This is a genomic window from Paenibacillus sp. J31R120 (assembly GCF_056269225.1).
Genome location: NZ_JBWDNN010000001.1, coordinates 51,174 through 70,511 on the forward strand (window position 1 = coordinate 51,174; position 19,338 = coordinate 70,511).

Annotated in this window: 18 protein-coding genes; 11 read left to right on the forward strand and 7 right to left on the reverse strand. The window is 53.3% G+C overall.

Annotated features, from left to right (window positions below):
- Window position 1 precedes the first annotated feature (1 nt).
- The 6 genes from AC0YNW_RS00240 to AC0YNW_RS00265 all read left to right on the forward strand — a co-directional run bounded on the left by AC0YNW_RS00240 (window position 2) and on the right by AC0YNW_RS00265 (window position 6,692).
- Window positions 2-463 carry a chemotaxis protein CheX gene (locus AC0YNW_RS00240; RefSeq protein ID WP_119798676.1) on the forward strand — a complete coding sequence of 154 codons (462 nt, stop codon included), beginning with the start codon at window positions 2-4 and terminating at the stop codon, window positions 461-463.
- A gap of 80 nt (window positions 464-543) precedes the next feature.
- Window positions 544-1,317: an SDR family NAD(P)-dependent oxidoreductase gene (locus tag AC0YNW_RS00245; RefSeq protein ID WP_387476336.1), complete on the forward strand. Its 774-nt coding sequence runs from the start codon at window positions 544-546 to the stop codon at window positions 1,315-1,317.
- A 39-nt stretch (window positions 1,318-1,356) separates the two neighbouring features.
- Window positions 1,357-2,853: a DEAD/DEAH box helicase gene (locus tag AC0YNW_RS00250; protein WP_475830312.1), complete on the forward strand. Its 1,497-nt coding sequence runs from the start codon at window positions 1,357-1,359 to the stop codon at window positions 2,851-2,853.
- 115 nt (window positions 2,854-2,968) lie between these two features.
- Window positions 2,969-4,240 (forward strand): S-layer homology domain-containing protein, encoded by a 1,272-nt coding sequence (locus tag AC0YNW_RS00255; protein ID WP_475830313.1) that lies wholly within the window; start codon window positions 2,969-2,971, stop codon window positions 4,238-4,240.
- A 452-nt stretch (window positions 4,241-4,692) separates the two neighbouring features.
- Window positions 4,693-5,442, forward strand: a complete 750-nt coding sequence (locus AC0YNW_RS00260) for an ABC transporter ATP-binding protein (RefSeq protein WP_475830314.1) — start codon at window positions 4,693-4,695, stop codon at window positions 5,440-5,442.
- Window positions 5,442-6,692 (forward strand): ABC transporter permease, encoded by a 1,251-nt coding sequence (locus AC0YNW_RS00265; protein ID WP_475830315.1) that lies wholly within the window; start codon window positions 5,442-5,444, stop codon window positions 6,690-6,692. Before AC0YNW_RS00260 ends, AC0YNW_RS00265 begins: the two co-directional genes overlap by 1 nt.
- Before the next feature lie 74 nt (window positions 6,693-6,766).
- On the opposite strand, the gene AC0YNW_RS00270 is transcribed toward AC0YNW_RS00265, so the two are convergent.
- Window positions 6,767-8,065 (reverse strand): aminotransferase class I/II-fold pyridoxal phosphate-dependent enzyme, encoded by a 1,299-nt coding sequence (locus AC0YNW_RS00270; RefSeq protein ID WP_475830316.1) that lies wholly within the window; start codon window positions 8,063-8,065, stop codon window positions 6,767-6,769.
- Between the two features lie 238 nt (window positions 8,066-8,303).
- Between AC0YNW_RS00270 and AC0YNW_RS00275 the strand changes: the two genes are divergently transcribed.
- Together AC0YNW_RS00275 and AC0YNW_RS00280 are read left to right on the forward strand one after the other, a co-directional pair.
- Window positions 8,304-9,095 carry a helix-turn-helix domain-containing protein gene (locus tag AC0YNW_RS00275; protein ID WP_475830317.1) on the forward strand — a complete coding sequence of 264 codons (792 nt, stop codon included), beginning with the start codon at window positions 8,304-8,306 and terminating at the stop codon, window positions 9,093-9,095.
- A 159-nt stretch (window positions 9,096-9,254) separates the two neighbouring features.
- Window positions 9,255-9,965 (forward strand): DUF421 domain-containing protein, encoded by a 711-nt coding sequence (locus AC0YNW_RS00280; RefSeq protein ID WP_475830318.1) that lies wholly within the window; start codon window positions 9,255-9,257, stop codon window positions 9,963-9,965.
- Between the two features lie 128 nt (window positions 9,966-10,093).
- Here AC0YNW_RS00280 and asd read toward each other — a convergent pair whose 3' ends face one another.
- Window positions 10,094-10,879: an archaetidylserine decarboxylase gene (gene asd, locus AC0YNW_RS00285; protein WP_475830319.1), complete on the reverse strand. Its 786-nt coding sequence runs from the start codon at window positions 10,877-10,879 to the stop codon at window positions 10,094-10,096.
- A 128-nt stretch (window positions 10,880-11,007) separates the two neighbouring features.
- On the opposite strand from asd, the gene AC0YNW_RS00290 reads away from it, so the two are divergent.
- The 3 genes from AC0YNW_RS00290 (at window position 11,008) to AC0YNW_RS00300 (ending at window position 13,583) form a co-directional block, all read left to right on the forward strand.
- Window positions 11,008-11,295, forward strand: coding sequence for a hypothetical protein (locus AC0YNW_RS00290; RefSeq protein ID WP_475830320.1), 288 nt, complete (start codon window positions 11,008-11,010; stop codon window positions 11,293-11,295).
- 70 nt (window positions 11,296-11,365) lie between these two features.
- Window positions 11,366-12,049: an HAD family hydrolase gene (locus AC0YNW_RS00295; protein ID WP_387476316.1), complete on the forward strand. Its 684-nt coding sequence runs from the start codon at window positions 11,366-11,368 to the stop codon at window positions 12,047-12,049.
- Between the two features lie 295 nt (window positions 12,050-12,344).
- Window positions 12,345-13,583: a chitinase gene (locus AC0YNW_RS00300; protein ID WP_475830321.1), complete on the forward strand. Its 1,239-nt coding sequence runs from the start codon at window positions 12,345-12,347 to the stop codon at window positions 13,581-13,583.
- Between the two features lie 408 nt (window positions 13,584-13,991).
- Here the strand turns inward: AC0YNW_RS00300 and AC0YNW_RS00305 are convergent, their stop codons facing one another.
- From AC0YNW_RS00305 to AC0YNW_RS00325, 5 genes are read right to left on the reverse strand one after another with little or no spacing between them, the layout of a single operon-like run.
- Complete coding sequence (locus tag AC0YNW_RS00305; RefSeq protein ID WP_475830322.1) at window positions 13,992-15,122, reverse strand: YheC/YheD family endospore coat-associated protein; 1,131 nt, start codon at window positions 15,120-15,122, stop codon at window positions 13,992-13,994.
- Window positions 15,079-15,576: an N-acetyltransferase family protein gene (locus AC0YNW_RS00310; RefSeq protein ID WP_475830323.1), complete on the reverse strand. Its 498-nt coding sequence runs from the start codon at window positions 15,574-15,576 to the stop codon at window positions 15,079-15,081. The genes AC0YNW_RS00305 and AC0YNW_RS00310 overlap by 44 nt, the downstream gene beginning before the upstream one ends.
- A gap of 1 nt (window position 15,577) precedes the next feature.
- Window positions 15,578-16,738, reverse strand: coding sequence for a YheC/YheD family endospore coat-associated protein (locus tag AC0YNW_RS00315; protein WP_475830324.1), 1,161 nt, complete (start codon window positions 16,736-16,738; stop codon window positions 15,578-15,580).
- Window positions 16,735-18,111: a YheC/YheD family endospore coat-associated protein gene (locus AC0YNW_RS00320; protein ID WP_475830325.1), complete on the reverse strand. Its 1,377-nt coding sequence runs from the start codon at window positions 18,109-18,111 to the stop codon at window positions 16,735-16,737. The genes AC0YNW_RS00315 and AC0YNW_RS00320 overlap by 4 nt, the downstream gene beginning before the upstream one ends.
- A 51-nt stretch (window positions 18,112-18,162) precedes the next feature.
- Window positions 18,163-19,332: a YheC/YheD family endospore coat-associated protein gene (locus AC0YNW_RS00325; RefSeq protein ID WP_475830326.1), complete on the reverse strand. Its 1,170-nt coding sequence runs from the start codon at window positions 19,330-19,332 to the stop codon at window positions 18,163-18,165.
- Window positions 19,333-19,338: the final 6 nt, after the last annotated feature.

Consider the following 19,338-nt stretch of genomic DNA (forward strand, 5'->3'; position numbering starts at 1 on the left):
TATGAAGGCAGAATATATAAACCCGTTTCTTGAGTCAGCAAAAATCGTAATCGAGCAGCTTGTGCAGATCAAGCCTGCGACAGGGCAGCTCGGAGTCAAGGACATTAAGTTCGTAGAAAACTATATTTGGATTCAAATAGGCCTCAACGGACAAATGAACGGTGATATCGTATTCGGACTAAGTGAACAGGTAGCTCTCAAGATGGTATCGGCGATGATGGGCGGATACGCCATCTCTGAGATCGATGAGATGGGACGCAGCGCAATCTCCGAGCTTGGCAATATGATCAGCGGCAATGCCAGCACCATCTTGTACAATCAGGGCGTAAGGGTGGATATTACGCCGCCGAAGCTGATTCAATCGGCGCAGTCGGCCGGGTTCAACGCTACGCAAGCGCTGACGATTCCTCTCATTATGGACGGGATCGGCGAGTTGGACATTCAAGTGCTTATTGCATCTTAATGCAGAAGAAGCTCCTTTTTGGAGCTTTTTTTTGCTTAGAGGGCTTGGTATGGAGTACACTGAGGGATGGGTGATGCTGCATGTTGAAAGGAAAAATCGTACTCATCTCGGGCGCTTCCAGCGGAATAGGCGCCATGACGGCTTCGATGCTTGCCGAGCGGGGAGCGATACCGGTATTAACCGGCCGAAATGTCGAGAGGCTGAAGAAGCAGACAGACTCTATACAAGGCGAATGCTCCTATTACGTTATGGACGTAACGAAGACCGAAGACGTAGAGAGCACGGTCGCTGCGGTCATCGCAAAGTACGGTAGAATCGATATTTTGTTGAACAATGCCGGATACGGCCAATTCGAGACGATTACAGAGATGCCCGTAGAGCGGTTCCAGGCAATGATGGAAACCAACTATATGGGCATCGTACGCTGCGTCAAGGCAGTGCTGCCCTATATGCAGAGGCGCGGCGAGGGACATATTGTTAACGTGGCTTCAATGGCGGGCAAGATCGGCTCCTCCAAGTCGACCAGCTATTCGGCGACGAAGCATGCTGTGCTCGGCTTTACGAATTCGCTTAGGATGGAGCTTAGGCCGCAAGGCATCCATGTGTCGGCCATCAATCCGGGACCGATTGACACGGAGTTTTTTGCGCTGGCCGACCCTTCAGGCTCCTATGTGAAAAACGTAAGCTGGTTCATGATGAAGCCGGAATATGTCTCCCGCGCCATCGTGCGCGTCATGGAGAAGCGGACTGCCGAGCTGGATCTGCCGCGCACGGCGTCCATAGGTATTAAGCTCTACGGTTTGTTCCCGCGGATGGCGGATGTGCTGTTCGGCGGACTGTTCAACAAGAAATAAGATAACAATAGGGTTATAGAAGATAAGCGAGGTATAACAATGAGCGGAACAACCTGGACTGATCTAGGAATTCAAGAGAAACTAATTGAAGAATTGGCCAAAAACGGCATCAAGGAGCCAACGTCCGTGCAAGCGGAGACCATCCCGGCCATACTGGCAGGACATGATGTCTCGGCAAGATCGCAGACCGGCACGGGCAAGACGCTTGCCTTCCTGCTGCCGTTGTTGCAGCAGATCAACACGGAGTCTGGAGCGATTCAGGCAGTTATCCTGTCTCCGACGCAGGAGCTTGCGATGCAGATTGTCCGCGTTGCGCAGAGTTATGCGGAGCCGATTGGCGTCCGCGTGCAGCAGTTGATCGGCGGAGCCGCCATGAAGCGTCAGGTCGAGAAGCTGAAGCTTCGTCCGCAGCTGGTTATTGGTACGCCTGGACGGATTCATGAATTGCTGAAAAATCGCAAGCTGAAGCTTAGCGATGTGCGTCATGTCGTCATCGACGAAGCGGACCAGGTATTCCAGCTCGGCTCGACGAAGGAAGTGGAGGCCGTATTGTTCGGCATGGGCAAGGAGCGGCAGACGGCGTTTTTCTCCGCGACTTATCCGGACATTATGGCGCGGTTCGAAGGCCGCTGGATGAGAGGCACGCAGCGTATCCAGCTGACGCCGGAGCACCGGGTCTCGCAGACGATCGAGAACTATTACGTCATTAGCGACAAGCGGGATAAGACCGATACAGCAAGAAGGCTCATCCGGTTGCTTAACCCGTCTTCGGCGCTGCTGTTCCTGAATGATACCAATGAAATTGCCAATTGGGAATCCAAGCTGAGCTATGAAGGCTTCACAGTCGAGATGCTCTATGGCGATTCCGACAAGCAGCGCAGAGCGGCGACGCTGGAGCGGTTCCGCGAAGGCCGCTGCCAGCTGCTGCTGGCGACCGATGTGGCGGCGCGCGGCCTGGATATCGAAGGACTTCCGCTTGTGCTTCAGCTTGACCCTGCCGTCGATGCGGATCACTATGTCCATCGCGCGGGCCGGACGGGCAGAATGGGGCGCAGCGGCACGGTCATTACGATCGTCACGCCGCATGAGCTCTTCATCATGGAGAAATTCCGCAAGCAGCTCGGCGTCAATCTGAGCGAACGGGCGATGTACCGTGGCGAGCTGCTGTCCGAGGAGGAGCTTCGCGAGGCGACGAGACCGAAGATGGAGCGCCTGGCTAGAGAGAGCGCACGCACAGGCAATCTTTCCAAGCCGTCTGTAGAGCAGACTGGTAAACGATCAGCCGAGCAAGGCGGAAAACCGGCACAAGCATCCGTCTCAGCGAAGCCGACAGCCCCGGCAAGAAGCGCAGAACCAGCTTCACGCACTCGCGCTGGCGGTGGTGTGACCCCTTCGCCGAAGAAGCCGGCGCGAGCGAAGGACAAGCCTGAAGTGAAGCCTGCGAAGAGCAAGGCGGTCCGGAAACGGGAAGCCAAAGACAAGGGCGCTCCGAAGTGGTTGAAGGAGAAGCGCCAGTCGGCTTCGAAGCCGGAATAAAATATTTTTTTAGAAAGCCACCCCCTTTAAACGAACGAGTCCCCCCGAAAGGTATGGGCGAAGGTAAAAAGCGGTATTTCCCGCAATCGTTCAAAAAAAAGGAGAGTGGCTTTTTATGTCTAAAATGAAAATGTTGAAAAAAACTGCGCTGTCAGCTACGGCGCTAGTGATGTTGGCAACAGGAGCAACCACCGCCTTTGCTGACGGGAAACATAGTAACAACGGAAACGGCAAATGGAAATCGGAATATGAGCAAAACAAGAACAAAGGCAAAGGCAAAGATAAAGATAACAAGCATGACAAAGATAATGACGATAAAAAAGAGAAGAAAATAACATGGCAATTCGAGGACGAGGCTGATCTGCAATGGGCGCTGGAATACATTATGCGTCTGGCTTCCAAAGGCGTATTCACCGGCTATGAGGACGGCACGTTCAAGCCGAAGCAAAAAATCTCCCGCATCGAGACGCTTACTGCAGCGGTACGGCTGATGGGCCTGCGCGATCAAGCGGAATCTTCGACGGAGATGAATACAGAGCTTCACTTCAAGGATGCGGACAAGCTGAAGAAAAAATATCCTTGGGCAGTCGGATACGTTGCTGTAGCGCTGGAGAACGACCTGTTCTTCGAGACGGATACAGAAATCAAGCCTGAGCAAAATGCATCAAGACTATGGTCGACGATTCTGTTGATCAAAGCGCTCAAGCTGGAGAACGAAGCAAAAGCGCTGAACAACACGAAGCTGGACTTCAAGGATGCGCATGAGATTCCAGCTGGCTCCGTCGGCTATGTAGCGCTCGCGCTGCAGAAGGGTATTATTACCGGCTATGAAGACAAGCATGGCAACAAAACATTCCGTCCGAACCAACCGGTTACGCGTGCTGAGCTTGCTGCGCTGCTTGACCGTACAGACGGCGAGATGCCGGACCATGACGCGCAAGCCATCTCCGGCCAGCTGAAAGCAGCGCCGGCGAATGGCAAGCTTACGCTGGTGAAGCCAGACAAGACGGAATTGACGCTGGCGATTGACCCGACGGTCTTCATCTTCCGCGACGACAAGAAGTCGCCGATCAGCGCGCTGCAAGCGGGAGATAAGCTGTTCCTGCGCACTTACCAGAACAAAGTGGTCTTTATTGAAGTGACAGAAAACGGCCAGGCGAGCACTGCATTCACACAGCTAGGCGTTGTAAGTACACTGGGCTTCAACTCCCAGGCCAAGCTGTCGACCATTGCGATCAACCCGGCTGACAGCACTCAAAATTCCGTTCTTATCTATAATGTCGATCCTAACGTCACCATCGTCGGCGACGCTACCAAGCTGAAGAACGGCCAGCTGGTTCAAGTGAAGGGCGACAAAAACGTCGTTAAAACGATTGAAATCAAATAATGCTCATGTAAATTGATATGAAGTTGCAACAATGAGAAATGGCGGTGCTCTGGAGATTACTCCTGGCATCGCCATTTTTATATTAATCCGGTTTTAGAGATTTTTGAATTGGATTTTCGTAAGTTGTACAGCGTGGCCGAAGCAAATGGAGCAAGATATATTCTGGAGAAGCGATAGCGTTCGCCTTTGTATCCGGATTCCAACCTATATTATTGTTCAGGGAATCTGGATACAACAGTGATCGGAAGAATATATCTTGCGGAGTTTGTGGTCTTAGCCATTAGGTTGTATATATCTTGCGGAGTTTGTGGTCTTAGCCATAAAGTTTAATAAATCATACGCAGTTTGTGTTCTTAGCCATAGGGTTAAACAGTCTTTTTTTGATATTAGGCTGAGGATTCGGTATGCTAGCTAATAGGAAGGCGATAATTGGAAGGCAGAAGGTGATTGATATGGAATCCATATTAAAGGTCGAGCAATTGACTGGCGGGTATAGCCCGCGCAGACCGGTGCTCCATGATCTGAACTTCGAGCTGAAGGCCGGCGAGATGGTCGGACTGATCGGCTTGAACGGAGCAGGGAAAAGCACGACGATCAAACATATTTTGGGGCTGATGAGTCCCCATCAGGGCGGGATCAAGGTAGCGGGCGTCACGCTGAACGAATCGCCGCAGCAATACCGTTCGGCATTCGCCTATGTGCCGGAGACGCCGGTGCTCTTCGATGAATTGACCGTAGAGGAGCATCTGCAGCTGAGCGGCATGGCTTACAATGTTCCTGGCTCGGATTACGAGGAGCAAGCGTCGAAGCTGCTGGAGCAGTATCAGATGGTGCCGAAGCGGAAGGCATTCGCTTCACATCTGTCCAAGGGCATGAAGCAGAAGGTCATGATTATGAGTGCGCTGCTGGCTTCGCCGCCTTTGTACATTATTGACGAGCCTTTCCTGGGACTCGACCCGCTTGGCATTCGCTCGCTGCTTGACCAATTGGTCGAAGTGAAGCGCGGAGGAGCGGCTATATTAATGAGCTCGCATATTTTATCCACAGTGGAGGCGTATTGCGATCGGTATATCGTGATGCACCATGGAAGAATTGCCGCGCAAGGCAATCTGGATGACGTCAGACTCGCAGCGGGAATGGATGCCGGAAGCGGGACGCTGGAGGATGCTTTCTACAAGCTGGTAGCCGGAGGAGTAGACTGATGCTGCCCGCCAATCATGAACCGGCAGCGCTGTGGCGCAGCAGGGCCAAAGACTTCCGGAATGAGATCAAGCCTTATATCCGCTATATGGCGATGAGCGGTTTTCCATCCTTTTTGTCGCTGGTGTTCATCGCTTCGGCTATTGGATATTTCACCCTTGTACGGGATGTGCCAGCAGACTTTCCCATTGTGCAGGTTGGGGTGTTAGTATTGACGCCTGTATTATGCTGGAGTCCCATGCGTACCTATCTAGCAGGCGCGGACGTCGTCTATCTCATGCCGCGGGAATACGAGATGGGGCCTTATCTTCGATCCTCCTTTCAGCGAACCATCGTGAAGAGCGTTTTTCTTACAGCTGCCGTTATGCTGCTATATCTGCCTATCTATAGGCAAGCAGGCACCGGAAGCGACATGGTATGGATCGTACTCGCCGCGCTTGTTCTGAAAGCGGCCAATGCTGCCGGGGGATGGCAGGAGCGCAAGCTGGCCTGGAACAGTATGAGGCTGCTGCTGCGTTCGGCGCGGTGGCTGCTTACGGGTCTTGCGGTTGCGGCTTGGCTATTAACTCCTCCGTGGCAAGCCTTGCTGTTCACCGTTTTATGCGCGGTGCTGGCGTTCGTGTGCTACCGGCTGCCGCAGCGGCATCGGTTGCCTTGGGAGAGGCTGATTGCGGAGGAAGCGGTGACGCGGAGGCGTTATTATGCGTTTTTTGGCCTGTTCATTGATGTGCCGGTGCTCCCGTCCAGCATCAAGCGCAGAGCATATCTGTCTTGGCTATTGCCGCGTATTCCGTTTGCGCACCGGTATACGTTCAACTATCTGTTCAGCGCCACGCTGTTCCGCTCCGAGATCGGCGGCATACTGATTCGTATCCTGCTGCTTGGCGCACTCGTGAACTATATGACTGCGGATGCGGCTTCCTTGTCGGGCTGGGTTACCGCCTTTGTATATGCCTTGTTCGGCATCGTATTCAGCCTGCAGCTTGGCGGGCTTCGGAGCGTACATCGCTATTCGGTATGGAAGCATGTCTATCCGCTTCCTGATGACAAGCAGACCAGTCAGCTGCTTCAGGTGGATCGGGTTGCGCTGGCGGCAGGTTTGCTGCTGCTTTGGCTGCCCGCAGCGTTGCCGCTGCTGCTAACCGGCATCGTAACACCGCCTGTTGTCATGCTAATTGGCGCCTTGGCGTATCTGGCGATCAGACCAATGCGCCTGCGGCGCAAGATCAGATCCGATGCCGACGAAGACTGAAGAACATAAGCAAACCGCCCGAGGCAGATGCCCCGGGCGGTTTGCTGTTTATAAACGCATGTATAAAGATCAGTTTATCGCGCGGCCACTTCAGTTACCGCTTTGTGGATCGAGTCGAACAGCTCCTCCAGATTCTCCTCTTCGATACAGGAGAAGGCAACACGAAGATCTGTCTCGCCCAAAGCGATGGTGCCGATGCCGTATTCGTTCAAGAGATGCTGGCGGACAGACTCTGCGGATACCGTCGTCAGCTTCAGACACATGAAATATCCGGAGTTGAACGGGTAGTATTCCCATGTATCGCCATACCGGCCGCTGTCCAGCAGTGACTTGACGCGATTGGCGCGTCCCTTCATAATGTCGAACTTCTCGGCTTTCTGTGCTTCGAATTCCGGTGACTGCAGCGCGTGCAGCACGAAGGTCTGTGACGGATGCGGACCGCTGGAGATCGTCGAGCGGATAATGCCTAACGTCTTCTGCTCCAGCGCAGCCAGCGTTGCCTGTGATTCGGAAGCGAATGTGATGAATCCGACGCGGAAGCCCCATACGTATTCTTCCTTCGTAGCACCGTCCACCTTCACAGCTAGGACACGCGGGTGCAGCGCAGCCAGCTTCGAGAATAGCGATTCTTGAATCGAGTCCTCAAAGAACAGGCCGAAGTAGGCATCGTCGGTTACGGCAACGACATGAATGCCGGCCTCTGCAGCATCATGAATGGCAGCTACGATTTCCTCGCATTCCCGAACGCCAGGCGTATAACCGGTCGGATTGTTCGGGAAGTTCAGCAGGACGATCGCTTTGCCTTTACCTTTCTGAGCGAGCAGCGCGTCGCGCAAAGCAGCGCTGTTGAATTGCATGTTTTCGTTATAGAGCGGGTACTCCACGATCTCGGCGCCGCGGCGGATGCCGAAGGTGAGCTCGTAGTTTTCCCAGTTTTTATTCGGAATGACGACAGCGTCTCCTTCGTCAGCGAAGAGATCAGCTACGATACTTAGTCCGTGAGTGAGCGCGTTCGTTACGATCGGATTGCCGAAGCTCACGCCTTCCAGCGACGGGTTGTCCTTTAACATTTTGGCGCGCCAAGCGCTCCGCAGCTCAGGTTTTCCGGCTGGTGGTGCATATTCATATATATCCTTCGGATTATAGGCGCTTAGCGTATCTTGAATGAGCTTAAGATGCATGGGCTTTCCGCCTTCTGTCGCGATGCCGATGGTAGCATTGAACTTGGTTGCCTTCGTCTTCGCTTCAGCAGATTGGCTGAGAATTCCTTCTTTTGGGAAATAGATCGCTTTACCTAGGTTTGACAACATGGCGTAGACGTTCGGACTCTCCTTCTGCAACGTCTCATTTAATTGCTCTGCCAGTGGGTTCATGGATTTCATTCCATCCTTCCGAATTCAATCGTTATTGTACTTCTAATGTTCGTGATATTATACCATTTTTGTTCGCCGCAAACCATTCAGGATTGTGAATAATTTTGGGATAATCGTTGCTAGCGCTTGCAGTCCTTCTATTGATTGATAGCGTTAATCCACTATAATAAAGGAAGGAAGCGTTGTGGCATCGCCTACCCGCGATAGAAACAGCGCATGATGCGAGGGAGGATCACTTATGCTTCATATATCGCCCGATTCGCTAGGACTGCAGCCAGCCTTCGCCAAGATCTCCTGTGAGCCCGGGTGGAGATGGGCCAGACGCGAGAAGCCGATGGCGAACTACGACTTGTTCTATGTCTGGAGCGGAGAAGGAGAGGTTGAAGTGAACGGCGTCCATTACAAGGTGGGGCCGGGGAGCTGCTTCCTGTTCCGGCCTGGGGATTACACAAGCGCGACGCATAACCCGCAGAGGCCTTTAGTGCTTACCTATATTCATTTCTCGGTCAATGGTGTGGTAGACCAAGTTCCGGAACGGTATCGCGTGCTGGACGAAACGGTCGATTTCGAATATATGCTATCCAGATACGTCAGGCTGTTCCTGGTTCAAACCTATGCCGCGGAGGAAGAAGCCAAGGTCGTGCTGAAGGCGCTTCTGATCCAGTTGCTGAGGGCTGACAATCATAACCATGCCCCGATCGAGAAGAAGGCGAGCAATCAATTGACTGAAGCCATACATGAAATTGCGAATTATATCCGGCAGCATCCAGGTATTCCGCACCGGGTAGAGGATCTGGCTACGAGAGCCCAGCTTTCTCCCCGTTATTTCTCGACGAAATTCAAGGAGATGGTCGGCATGTCCGTCCAGACCTATATGATTCGCACCCGAATCGATCGTGCACAGCATCTGCTTATGCATGCGGGCATGAATGTGACGGAGGTAGCTGATGCGCTTGGCTATCGGGATATCTTCTTCTTCAGCCGCCAATTCAAGCAATATACGGGACGAAGTCCGTCTGAGATCAGGTGAAATGCTATAGTGTCATGATCAAGAGTCGCAATCTACGGATTGTGCTCTTTTTTATGTTAGAGCAAGAGCGTGATGGGGATATGCCTATCTGGTTCGGAACATACTTATACCCAAGCGGGTACACAAGAACTGGATAACTGGCTGATTGGAGCGATATGAATGTACGAACATTTCATCATCTTTATAAGGAGCATCTCCGCCTTTATTACATTGCTGCTTATAACTAGAATATTGGGCAAACAGACCCTCTCCAACATGAACTTCCATGAATTTGTGACAGCTGTAATTTTGGGCGCGATTGGAGCGAATTTTGCCTTTAACGAAAAAATTGAGGTAACCCATCTGCTTATATCGCTTATCGTATTTACAGGAACCTCCTATGTATTGGCTAAGCTTCTGATCCGCAACAGAAAACTCCGCAAGTGGACGGAGGGCACTCCCACAGTCCTAATTGAAGACGGTAAAATTCTTGAAGAGAATTTAAAGAAAAATAATCTGACGCTGGATTCGATGAATCAATTGCTGCGGCAGAAGGATATTTTTGATATTGGCGAGGTGGAGCACGCATTTCTGGAACTGAACGGCAAATTGTCTGTCATGAAAAAAGATGAGCACAGAAATGTGACACTAAAAGATTTGCAGTTGAAGGCGAGTGTACATACGCCTGTCCCGATCGAGTTGATTATGGACGGCCAATTATTAGTCGGCAATATTGAAAATAACCATATATCGCGCGATTGGCTGCACAAAGAGCTAAAGGTACTCGGCAAAACGGTTCAGGAGGTTTTCTATGCCGTAAAGGGAAGCAACGGGCAGTTGTATGTGGATTTTTTCAAGGATGGGATCAAGCATCCGGTAGATATCGAATAATTGAATTGGACAGTCAAGGCAAGCAAAATGGCGGCGCTAGATAAAACGGAGCGCCGCCATTTCTGTATGCATGAATTTCATATAAGTTGATATTGCAATTACAGCATAGCTGGTGAGCGAGTGTGAGGTCACCCGCGCAACTCGCCCAGTGATTCGCCCATTCGCACTTTTGTGCCAAGCTTCAAATCAGGGCGCGGGGTGAAGGTGTCCTCTTCCAGAAGCAGGACAACGGTCGAGCCGAATTCAAAATAAGCAAGCTCGGCGCCCTTCTCCACCGACTTCGGCAGCGGAGCGGCGTATTTGATGCTGCTTACGTTCATCGCGCCGACTTTGACGACAGCCGCTTCTCCGCCCTGATGGCGAATGTACGTGATCAGGCGTTCGTTCCGGCTGAGCACTCGCTTCATGTGCTTCAGGCCGAAATCATTGACAGGATAAACCTTGCCCGGAATATGTACATTCTCTGTGACGGCTCCCGATACGGGAACGTGAATGCGGTGATAATCGGTCGGGCTTAAATAGAGAACCATATAGTAACCGTGATAATAGCACTTCGCTCTTGACGAACCGTTCAGGAGCTCATCGACGGTATAGTCTTGTCCTTTAATATTCATCATCGTACCCGCGTTGATCGGGCCAAGTCCGGTTATGACCGCATCGACCGGGCTTGCCAGCGCAGCGGGTCCGGAATCGATCGTTCTCATGCCTGGCTTTAGTCTGCGGGTGAAAAATTCATTTAATGTGCGATATTCCCGGAGCTCTTTCTCGGCTTCTTCCACCGCGATGCCATACAGCTTGGCGAATCGGGGAATCATAAGACGGCTTGCCGAAGATTGGGCGAATTTGCCGGTCAGGCGGGAAATCCATTTGCGGGAGCTAAGCTCCGTCATGGCGCGAAGCAGCCATTTGGTCATAACGGCACCGTCACGTCCTTTCCTTGCGTCATGCGCATGTGTTGGCCGGAGGCCTTTGGTCCAACACACAGTTTGACATAATCGGTTCATTTTATCAATAGCGGCGAACAAGTAAAGGAGGAGATCGAATGATCATTATGATTGTAATTGGCTTGGCGGCAGCTTCACTCGCACTCACGGCAGCAGGGGGAAAGTACGAGAAGGTAAGAAGATGGCTTGACGGGCTGGGTTGCTTCGCGGCATTTGTCTTTTTTGTTGCCGTGTCGGGAGCTGTCTTGAAGACGCTGCTTGACGATACAGTATTCATGACAGAGGTTCACAGCGTGCTGTTGAATCCTGCATTCCTGATCAGCGGCGCATACCTCGGACCCTATGGCGTCTCCAGATTAGCTCTGCTCGCATGGCGGGGGAAGTAGGGCGAGGCTTGCGGGAACAGTCGGCATCCGATATGATAGATGGAATTTGGTTGAAAGGATGACGCATTTCATGACGATAGGGCAACAAGGACGGCCAGATGCCGTCATTTTTGATATGGACGGAACATTATTTGAGACGGATAAGCTGCTGATTCCGGTGCACGAGCGCGTATTCCGGACGCTTCGCGAAGAGGGATTGTATGTAGAAGAGGCCCCGCCAGCGGAGCGCTTGCTGGGATGTCTCGGCATGCTGTTGGATGATATATGGCGCGAGATTATGCCGGGCAGCACCGAAGAGGCACGTCTGCGGGCGGATGAGCTGCTGCTGCAATATGAGCTGGAGGGACTGGCGGAAGGCGAAGGCGCCCTGTATCCGCATGTTGAGGATACGCTTCGGAAGCTGAAGGAGAACGGCGCCAAATTGTTTGTCGCCAGCAATGGCCTGGAATGGTATGTGAAGGGAGTTGCGGAGCATAAGGGGATTGCTTCGCTATTCAATGGCATCTACAGTGCGGGCGAATACGAAACGGCGAGCAAGGTTGATCTGGTCGCAAGGCTGCTTCACGACCATAAGCTGGGCTCACAGCATGCCGTGTGGATGGTGGGCGACCGCTCTTCGGATGTGGAAGCGGGACGAGGCAACGGCCTGAAGACGATCGGATGCGCCTATGCGCGCTATGGCCGTGCTTCGGAGCTTGCGGATGCGGATGTGCGGATTTCCGACTTCCGGGAGCTGCTGCAGCTTCAGCTGTAAGATCTGGGCAACAATGAACTGTCGAATTCATTTCGACAGTTATTTTTTTGCGCTCAGGAGCGCCCGGATAACGAGTTCTCTCGTAGTTCCTTGGAAACATGGCATAATATACCATTTTGTCTAATTCGACAGCGAAGTCTTAAAGCTGATCCCGCCCCGCCGCCGGACAATGGAAGAAACGAATCGGAAATCGGCATATCGGCCTTTCTATGCAGGATTCCGGCTCTATGTACAAGCGCGGTCTGCGTGCTTATCTTTTAGTGGTAAACTAATTTTTCGTAAAGGAGACTTGTTCATGCTACAACGCAATGAATCGCGTTCCCGCAACATGCTCTACCGTACGGCCTGCCTATCTCTTGGTGCCGCCCTGCTGCTGACGCCGCTTGCCGCATCTGCCGCGCCAGGGCCTCAGCCAGTCATAAGCACAACGAAGCACGAAGCCGCCGCTGTGTATGAAGGCAGCAATCTGGCCGTTGGAGAGAACCGCTTCCTGACGCGTCAGGATATTCGCAGGGAATGGGATGGGATCGACCCGGATTACAAGCCCGACCAGGCAGTCCAGGCGGTACGTGCGCTGCTGACGAAGCAGGACTTCGAGGAGCTGTTCCCGTACCGGCTGGGTTCGAAGGCTTGGAAGGAAGTCGCGAAGGAGAAAGAGTATTACAAAGAAAACCAGACCGATTATTTCTCTTACGAAAATCTGATCAGCGCCGTAACGGAGGTAGCGAACATCAAGCTGAAGATCAGTACGCGCAGTGACGCCCCGGGCGTACAGGAAATCTACCGGCTGGACAAGGATGCCCGAATTGAGACGCTGGTCAGCCGCTCAGCCGATTTCAACTCCTCGAAAAACAAGAAGAAGGAAATTGAAACCGTTATCATTGATTTTGGCACGTTCCTGAAGGAAGGCTTCAAGAAGGATCGCAAGCGCGAGCTGGCAGCTTTCCTTGCGAACCTGTCCCATGAGACGGGAGGCGGCTGGGCGACGGCTCCTGGCGGCGAGCTGAAGTGGGGGCTTTTCTGGAACGAGAACATAGCGGGCAGAACAGGCGCCAATATGTCCGACTTCGTCGATCCGAACAGCGCCGAGCTGTATCCGGGCGCAGAGGGCAAGCGTTATTACGGGCGCGGTCCGATCATGATGAGCTGGAACTTTAACTACGGTCTATTCAGCTCCATTATTTATGGGGACAAAAACGTGCTGCTGAACAAGCCGGAAATTCTGGCGCAGGATGGCAAGGTCGGCTATATGACCGCCATCTTGTTCTGGATGACGCCGCAAGATCCGAAGCCATCCGCGCATGATGTGATCATTAACAAATGGAAGCCTACGCAGGAGCAGATCGACAAGGGTCTCGGCAACCGCGGCTTCGGCGTCACCATCATGGTATTGAACGGCCTGGAAGCGAATCTCGGCGAGACGGACGGCAGCCCGGTCAAGCGCCGTGCAGGCCACTACCGCGATATTACGAAGCAGATGGGCGTTGATATTACAGGAGAGAAAGTAGATACGCTGGGCATGCAGCCATTCTGACAGATTTGCATTTGTAGCTGAAGGGGGCTGTCACAGAAGCTAGTAAGCTCGATTGGCGAGAAGAATCGTTTGATCAAAAAACAGCAAAGAAATGGCGATGCTAAGGAGACCCTCTGCATCGCCATTTCTTGCTTTTGGCCGATTGCCGCTTTCTTGAAACTGCTGGTCCGGCCTCTACCGAAGGACTTTAAGTCGATCTTACCGACTAATTTCCCGCTACGGGGGGCGAGCGGACGCTATTAAGTCGGTCTTGCCAACTTATTTCCGCCACCGAGACGTACGGACAACATTAAGTCGGTCTTACCGACTTTTTTCCACCACCGAGGCGAGCAGACGCTATTAAGTCGGTCTTACCGACTTAATCGAACTGCTGAGGTGAAGGAACGCGTTTATTTCAGTCTTGTTCTATCATAAGTTGGTTTTCTCGTCGCTGCCGTCTCTGGTTTTCATGCTCCTGTACTTCCAGAGGGCGTATTCCAGCGGCTTGACGATAGCGCTGCGGTAGACGTCGGATTCGCCTGCCCGTATGAACACTTCTCTGGCAGGCTTCGGATTGACCTCAATCATCCAGATGCGTCCTTTGCGATCAATGGCAATATCGACGGCAAGCTCGCAGAGCGCGTCATAGCAAAGCTCCAGATATTGAGCGACGGATACGCCGAAACGCTCGACATCCTCTTTAATCTTCGCCATTTTGGCTTCATCTCCGATCCATGACCGAAGCAAAATATCCATCTTGACGGCTCGGCCTCCGCCATGCAGATTGGCGGTAATGCTGCCGGCCGCACCAACCCGGCCTGCGCAGCCCGTCACCTGCCACTGTCCGCTGCCGTCCTTTTGTACGAGCAGCCGGTAATCGTGGACGCGTCCGTTTTTCAGCTTTAAGTGGAGACCTTGCTGCACGATATACCGGGTGTCCTTCACTTTCCAGCCGGCCAGGAAGTCGCCCAGTTGCCCGGCATTCATCCGCTTGGGCTGGATGATGCGCCTGGAGTGGTTTCGGCCTTGGATGAGCAGCAATCCGTCACGTTCCTTCTCGATGCGGAGAATGCCCCGCCCGCCGGTGCCGTTAATCGGTTTCAGGTACAGCTGGGAGTGAACTCTGAGCATTTCTTTGACGTCCTGCACACTTTCATAGTAGCGTGTAGCCGGTAAGTACGGACTGAATCGGGCGTCCTTGGCCAATAGGGAATGGATCGTCCACTTATTGCGAAGCGGGCGATTGAGGAAAGTTTCGCTAGGATAACGCGCCCTGAACTTCAGCAACTGCTCGAACCTGTGGGAGCGCTGGATTCGGCAGCGGTCGAAGATCATATCGGGAAAATCCGTCCATTTTTTGTGCCAGGATCGCGTATCGGGATGATAGAACTGGCCCCGTATCCGGTTCCGCTTATAATGCACATCCTCCGGCGTAAAGACGAATACATCAATGCCAAGATGCCGCCCCTCTTCCGTCATCCTTTGGTAGTAATCCCTCTCCTCCAGGGCGCCGGCGTCATTGAGATATAGCGTCAATATGCCCAGGACGGGCTGCGTCATGCTGAATTCCCCCCTCGAAACGGAGCGTCGATTTACCGGTAGGCCCTTTGTGGATCGAGACGGCTTTCATGCCGAGAGAGAAGCAGAGAGCCATACTGGGGATATTATCGGCTGCGACGTGACAAGCCAGATGGCCAAGCGCATGCATCATGCGCTGCATAATCGCGCTGCCCGTGCCGGTTCGGCGGGCGCCGGGATGGACGACGATAACGCAGCCTCCATCACCGCATTCGGCAGCGAAGCCGAGGCCGGTGATGCGGCCGCCTGACTTCGATATCACTACCGCTGCTTTGCTGTAGCCGCTCTCATCCGCCATGAGCCAGGCGGGCTCAAGGCTTCGAAGCGCATGAAGCGACGCTACTGTAATGCGTTTTTCCCCGAATCGTATAATAAAGCCAAGCAGCTTTCTCTTTTCTTTTATCCACATTTCAGGTGTCAGCAGCAGCAGCTCCACATTACGCGCCTCCCGCTCGTTTTATTTTTTTCTTCCGTGCCAGATAAGCTCCGTAGTGGAATATGCGCTCAAGCGATTTTTGCCTAATGTGAGGCTCATCGAATTTCATTGGCTTGGAGTTAGCTTCAAAAAACCACAGGTTCCCATTGCTGTCGACGCCAAGGTCCATCGACATCTCGCCAAGGCGCTGCCCGGATGCGCGCTCAATCTGTCTTGCGATCGTCAGGGCGGCGAATTTGGCTTTTTGCAATAGCTTATGAGCCTGCTCCGAGTTGAATGAATACGTCAACAGTTTCTCTGGATCTTCGATCCGTCCGCCTCTCGGCACATGCGTCGTAATGCTGGTCGCACCTGCCAGACGGGCGCCCATGCCTGTCAGCTCCCAGTAGCCTCTGCGATTTTTTTGCACAAGCGCTCTCAGGTCGAATCTGCGGTCGTTGACGGATGCCAGTTGAATGCCCTGCTGCGCAATATAGGCTTCGCCCCCGCTTTGCTTCTGGATTCGCGTCCAGAGCTTTTGCAGGGAAGAGCAGCTGTAGGTGGAGCTGGTTTTATTTTCCTGGATCTTAAGGCGATAGGGGAGGCTTTTCTCCCCGTGCACCTTGACGGTCATAATGCCCTTGCCCGCTTTGCCGCTTTCTGGCTTCAAATAGAGATAGCTGTGCTTACGCATCAGCCTCCCCAGTCCGCTTACTGACATAAGTCGCCTGGTCGTCGGAATGAACGGCCGAGTCGACTTCGATTGGCTCAGCCATTCGAACAGTTCCCATTTGTTGAAGAAGGAGGGATTGAACAGAATGACGCGTGAATGCTTGCGACACGCATTGATTTTTTGGCGGACAGCAGGTTGAACCTCGTTCTCGCGCAGCGGAATGCGGTTATAGATAATGTCGGGGAAGGGAACGGGCTGCTTCTGCCAGCCCCCTGCTTCTTTGTTGTACACGTAGCCGCGCAGCATTTTTCGGTGCAGATGCAAGTGTTTGACGGTCAGCACATAGACTAGGAAGCCTAATGATTGCCCGGTACGGATCAGATCGGCGAAGTTGGAACGGTTGCCGCGGAAGTCGCCTGCGGGATCGTCTACCGTCAAGATCGCCAGTACGTGGGCGGAAGGGCGGGAAGACTCCTTCGCATACCTTTCATCCTGGATTAAGCTGTTCATAGGTTGGTACCTCCTTTGAATCGGCTCAAATACAGGCAATGATCAAAGATGTAAGAGATGGATGCTTTTCCTTCAGAGCGCAGCGAAGGATGCTTGAAGATGGAGCGTCCCGGCTTGGCGTTGGCCTCGAACATCCATACGCTGCCGGATTTGTCGATACCGATATCAAGGCCGAGCTCGCCCAGCCGGTGCGAATAATTCCGCTCGATGGCCTCGGACAGCTTGACGGCAACGCGCTTCGCTTTCTCCAATACCGCGCCGGCTTCAGTGCCGAAGGTGCGGCTTAGCGCCTGCTCGGGCGTCATGAGCGATCCGCCGCTCTTGACATGGGTTGTGACGCTGCCGCGCCCGGCTTTCTTGGCGCCGATTCCGGCGGCAATCCATTGATTGCTGCCATTCTTGTGCATATGAAAACGGAAGTCCAACTGGCATTTGTCTATCTCGATGAGGCGGATGCCTTGCTGGGCGACATATTGACTAAGCCGGCTGCCGTGCCGGGCCTGCAGCATCTTCATCATGCTTTGGAAGGTACTGTAGCGGGCCAGTACGTTCTGGCTTCCTTTCCGGTAACGGACGAAATAGCCCCGTTTTGGATTGTAGGTCAGCCTGTATATGCCGATCCCGAGACTGCCGCCTCCCGGCTTGTAATAGATGAACTGATGCTGGTCGAGCATCTCCTTCATTTTGGCGGGGGTTGGATTGGATACGGATTCCGGCAGATGCGCCAGCGCCTCCGGATCATTGTCGAGCAGCTTGTAGACATCCGCTTTATTGAGAAAGCTCCAGTTGAAGATCGGAATTTGCTTCTTCACGAATCTCTCCCGCACGGAGCTGATGTAGGGGGAGATCTCCGCTTTGCGGTTAGGCAGGCGGTTGTAGACGACATCGGGCAAAGGCACGATTTTGCGGTACCAGTTGCCTTGGGTGTTCAGGAAATACCCGTTGACCGTCTCTTGCTGCCAGTTGATATCGCTGGGTGTAAAGCCGAACATATAAGCCTTGCGGTCGCCCGTGCGGATCACTTGCTTGATAAAGCCTGAGCGGGAGCCGAAGGGATAGCTTTCTGCGGGATGAATCGTATCGGTCAAGATGCCGACTAGCGGTCCAAGCTGCAATTCATTCTCCCCGGTGCTCAGCAAATAGACATTGCCCGACTTCGGCACCTTTATGGAATTGCGGACCCCGGCGGACAGATAGAGATGGTTGCCGGCGCGCTTCAATTGCTTGACCGCGGCGGTAATGACTTCATTGCCCAGCTTGAGATGGATCGACCGATTGTCAATTAGATTGAGCTGCCTGTAGAGCGGTCTGGACAAATAGACGATTTTATCGGACTGCTGTGAGAAGTGTACGTTGCAAGTTGTCAAACTCATCGATGAACCTCCTGAACGTGTAAAGACCTCGGCCTGCCTAGAATGGGCCATCTAACGTTGCGGCTGAAAAAGGTCGTATGCAGACTCGGATGCGGTAAAGGTCGGCGATAAACGGTCCTTCAAGTATCTGGCATAACGAATCGGTCGTTCGATGGACATGGCGTAGACGGTATCCGGACCGGTCTGGCGGAAGGCTTCGCGGCCAGGCTTCGAGTTGACTTCCAGCAGCCATATCGAGCCGTCCGGCTCAATCCCGAAATCCATGGCAAGCTCACCGAATCTTCCAAAGCCATGCTCCAGCCGTATTGCTGTATGCCCACTTATTGTATGGATTTCACGGATTAAACGTTCGGCCATAGGCTTGCCAAAATTGGCAGATAGCAGGGCGAAGGAGTCCATAACTTCCCCGCCCCCGTGCAGGTTGGACGTCAAGGAGCCGCTGCGGCCGATCCGCGCAGCCTCTCCGGTTATTCTCCATTTGCCACTCCCGTCCTTCTGAATCAGCGCGCGTATATCGTAAGGGCGTCCCTCGCGATCACGCAGCTGCAGATAGGGCTGGATAAGAAAAGGGGAGTCTCCCATAAATCGGGAGAGCCGCTCTGACAGCTCCGCCAGATTCGGCAGGATACGCTCGAACGGGCGGTTGCTGCGGGTTCTGCCCTTGATTGACAGCGCGTCGTTCCACAATCCTTGCCGAATCAGGATGACGCCCCTGCCTTGCATGCCGGCGGCGGGCTTTATAATGGCGCTCCCTCCATGCGAGGCGAGGAACGGCTTCAGCCTCTCGGGAGCGTAACGAATGGTTGGCGGGATGTGACGCGCAAGCCTCGTGTCCTCGGCAAGCCGGTCGTAGACGACCGGCTTCGAAGGCAAGCTTCCGTTCATACGGCGATGGGCTTTGCGTGCATGGATGGCCGACAGCGCAGCTTCGCAGCGCAGCCGCTCCCTTTTGGAATGGAAGAAGGTTCTGTCGTACACGATATCCGGCAGCGGCACTAACTGCCTTACCCATTCGCCGTTCTGCCAGCACCAGCCGCGCAGCTCTCCGGCAGCATGATCGTAGTCTTCAGAGGTGAAGACATAAGCGTGCACAGACAATCGGTCGGAAGTCTCGGACAGATCCCTGCATAGACGAGGCTCCGGCGGTGTCATTCGCCCCTCTGAAGCAAGGCCAAGAAACGGTGCGGTCAGAATGCCCAGGTACAATATCGTGTGTTCCATAGCTGC

Excerpts from the sequence above, each read along its gene's own strand:
- AC0YNW_RS00240 (WP_119798676.1), top strand. The coding sequence starts at position 2 with ATGAAGGCAGAATATATAAACCCGTTTCTTGAGTCAGCAAAAATCGTA.
- AC0YNW_RS00245 (WP_387476336.1), top strand. The coding sequence starts at position 544 with ATGTTGAAAGGAAAAATCGTACTCATCTCGGGCGCTTCCAGCGGAATA.
- AC0YNW_RS00250 (WP_475830312.1), top strand. The coding sequence starts at position 1,357 with ATGAGCGGAACAACCTGGACTGATCTAGGAATTCAAGAGAAACTAATT.
- AC0YNW_RS00255 (WP_475830313.1), top strand. The coding sequence starts at position 2,969 with ATGTCTAAAATGAAAATGTTGAAAAAAACTGCGCTGTCAGCTACGGCG.
- AC0YNW_RS00260 (WP_475830314.1), top strand. The coding sequence starts at position 4,693 with ATGGAATCCATATTAAAGGTCGAGCAATTGACTGGCGGGTATAGCCCG.
- AC0YNW_RS00265 (WP_475830315.1), top strand. The coding sequence starts at position 5,442 with ATGCTGCCCGCCAATCATGAACCGGCAGCGCTGTGGCGCAGCAGGGCC.
- AC0YNW_RS00270 (WP_475830316.1), bottom strand. The coding sequence starts at position 8,065 with ATGAACCCACTGGCAGAGCAATTAAATGAGACGTTGCAGAAGGAGAGT.
- AC0YNW_RS00275 (WP_475830317.1), top strand. The coding sequence starts at position 8,304 with ATGCTTCATATATCGCCCGATTCGCTAGGACTGCAGCCAGCCTTCGCC.
- AC0YNW_RS00280 (WP_475830318.1), top strand. The coding sequence starts at position 9,255 with ATGTACGAACATTTCATCATCTTTATAAGGAGCATCTCCGCCTTTATT.
- asd (WP_475830319.1), bottom strand. The coding sequence starts at position 10,879 with ATGACCAAATGGCTGCTTCGCGCCATGACGGAGCTTAGCTCCCGCAAA.
- AC0YNW_RS00290 (WP_475830320.1), top strand. The coding sequence starts at position 11,008 with ATGATCATTATGATTGTAATTGGCTTGGCGGCAGCTTCACTCGCACTC.
- AC0YNW_RS00295 (WP_387476316.1), top strand. The coding sequence starts at position 11,366 with ATGACGATAGGGCAACAAGGACGGCCAGATGCCGTCATTTTTGATATG.
- AC0YNW_RS00300 (WP_475830321.1), top strand. The coding sequence starts at position 12,345 with ATGCTACAACGCAATGAATCGCGTTCCCGCAACATGCTCTACCGTACG.
- AC0YNW_RS00305 (WP_475830322.1), bottom strand. The coding sequence starts at position 15,122 with ATGACGCAGCCCGTCCTGGGCATATTGACGCTATATCTCAATGACGCC.
- AC0YNW_RS00315 (WP_475830324.1), bottom strand. The coding sequence starts at position 16,738 with ATGAACAGCTTAATCCAGGATGAAAGGTATGCGAAGGAGTCTTCCCGC.
- AC0YNW_RS00320 (WP_475830325.1), bottom strand. The coding sequence starts at position 18,111 with ATGAGTTTGACAACTTGCAACGTACACTTCTCACAGCAGTCCGATAAA.
- AC0YNW_RS00325 (WP_475830326.1), bottom strand. The coding sequence starts at position 19,332 with ATGGAACACACGATATTGTACCTGGGCATTCTGACCGCACCGTTTCTT.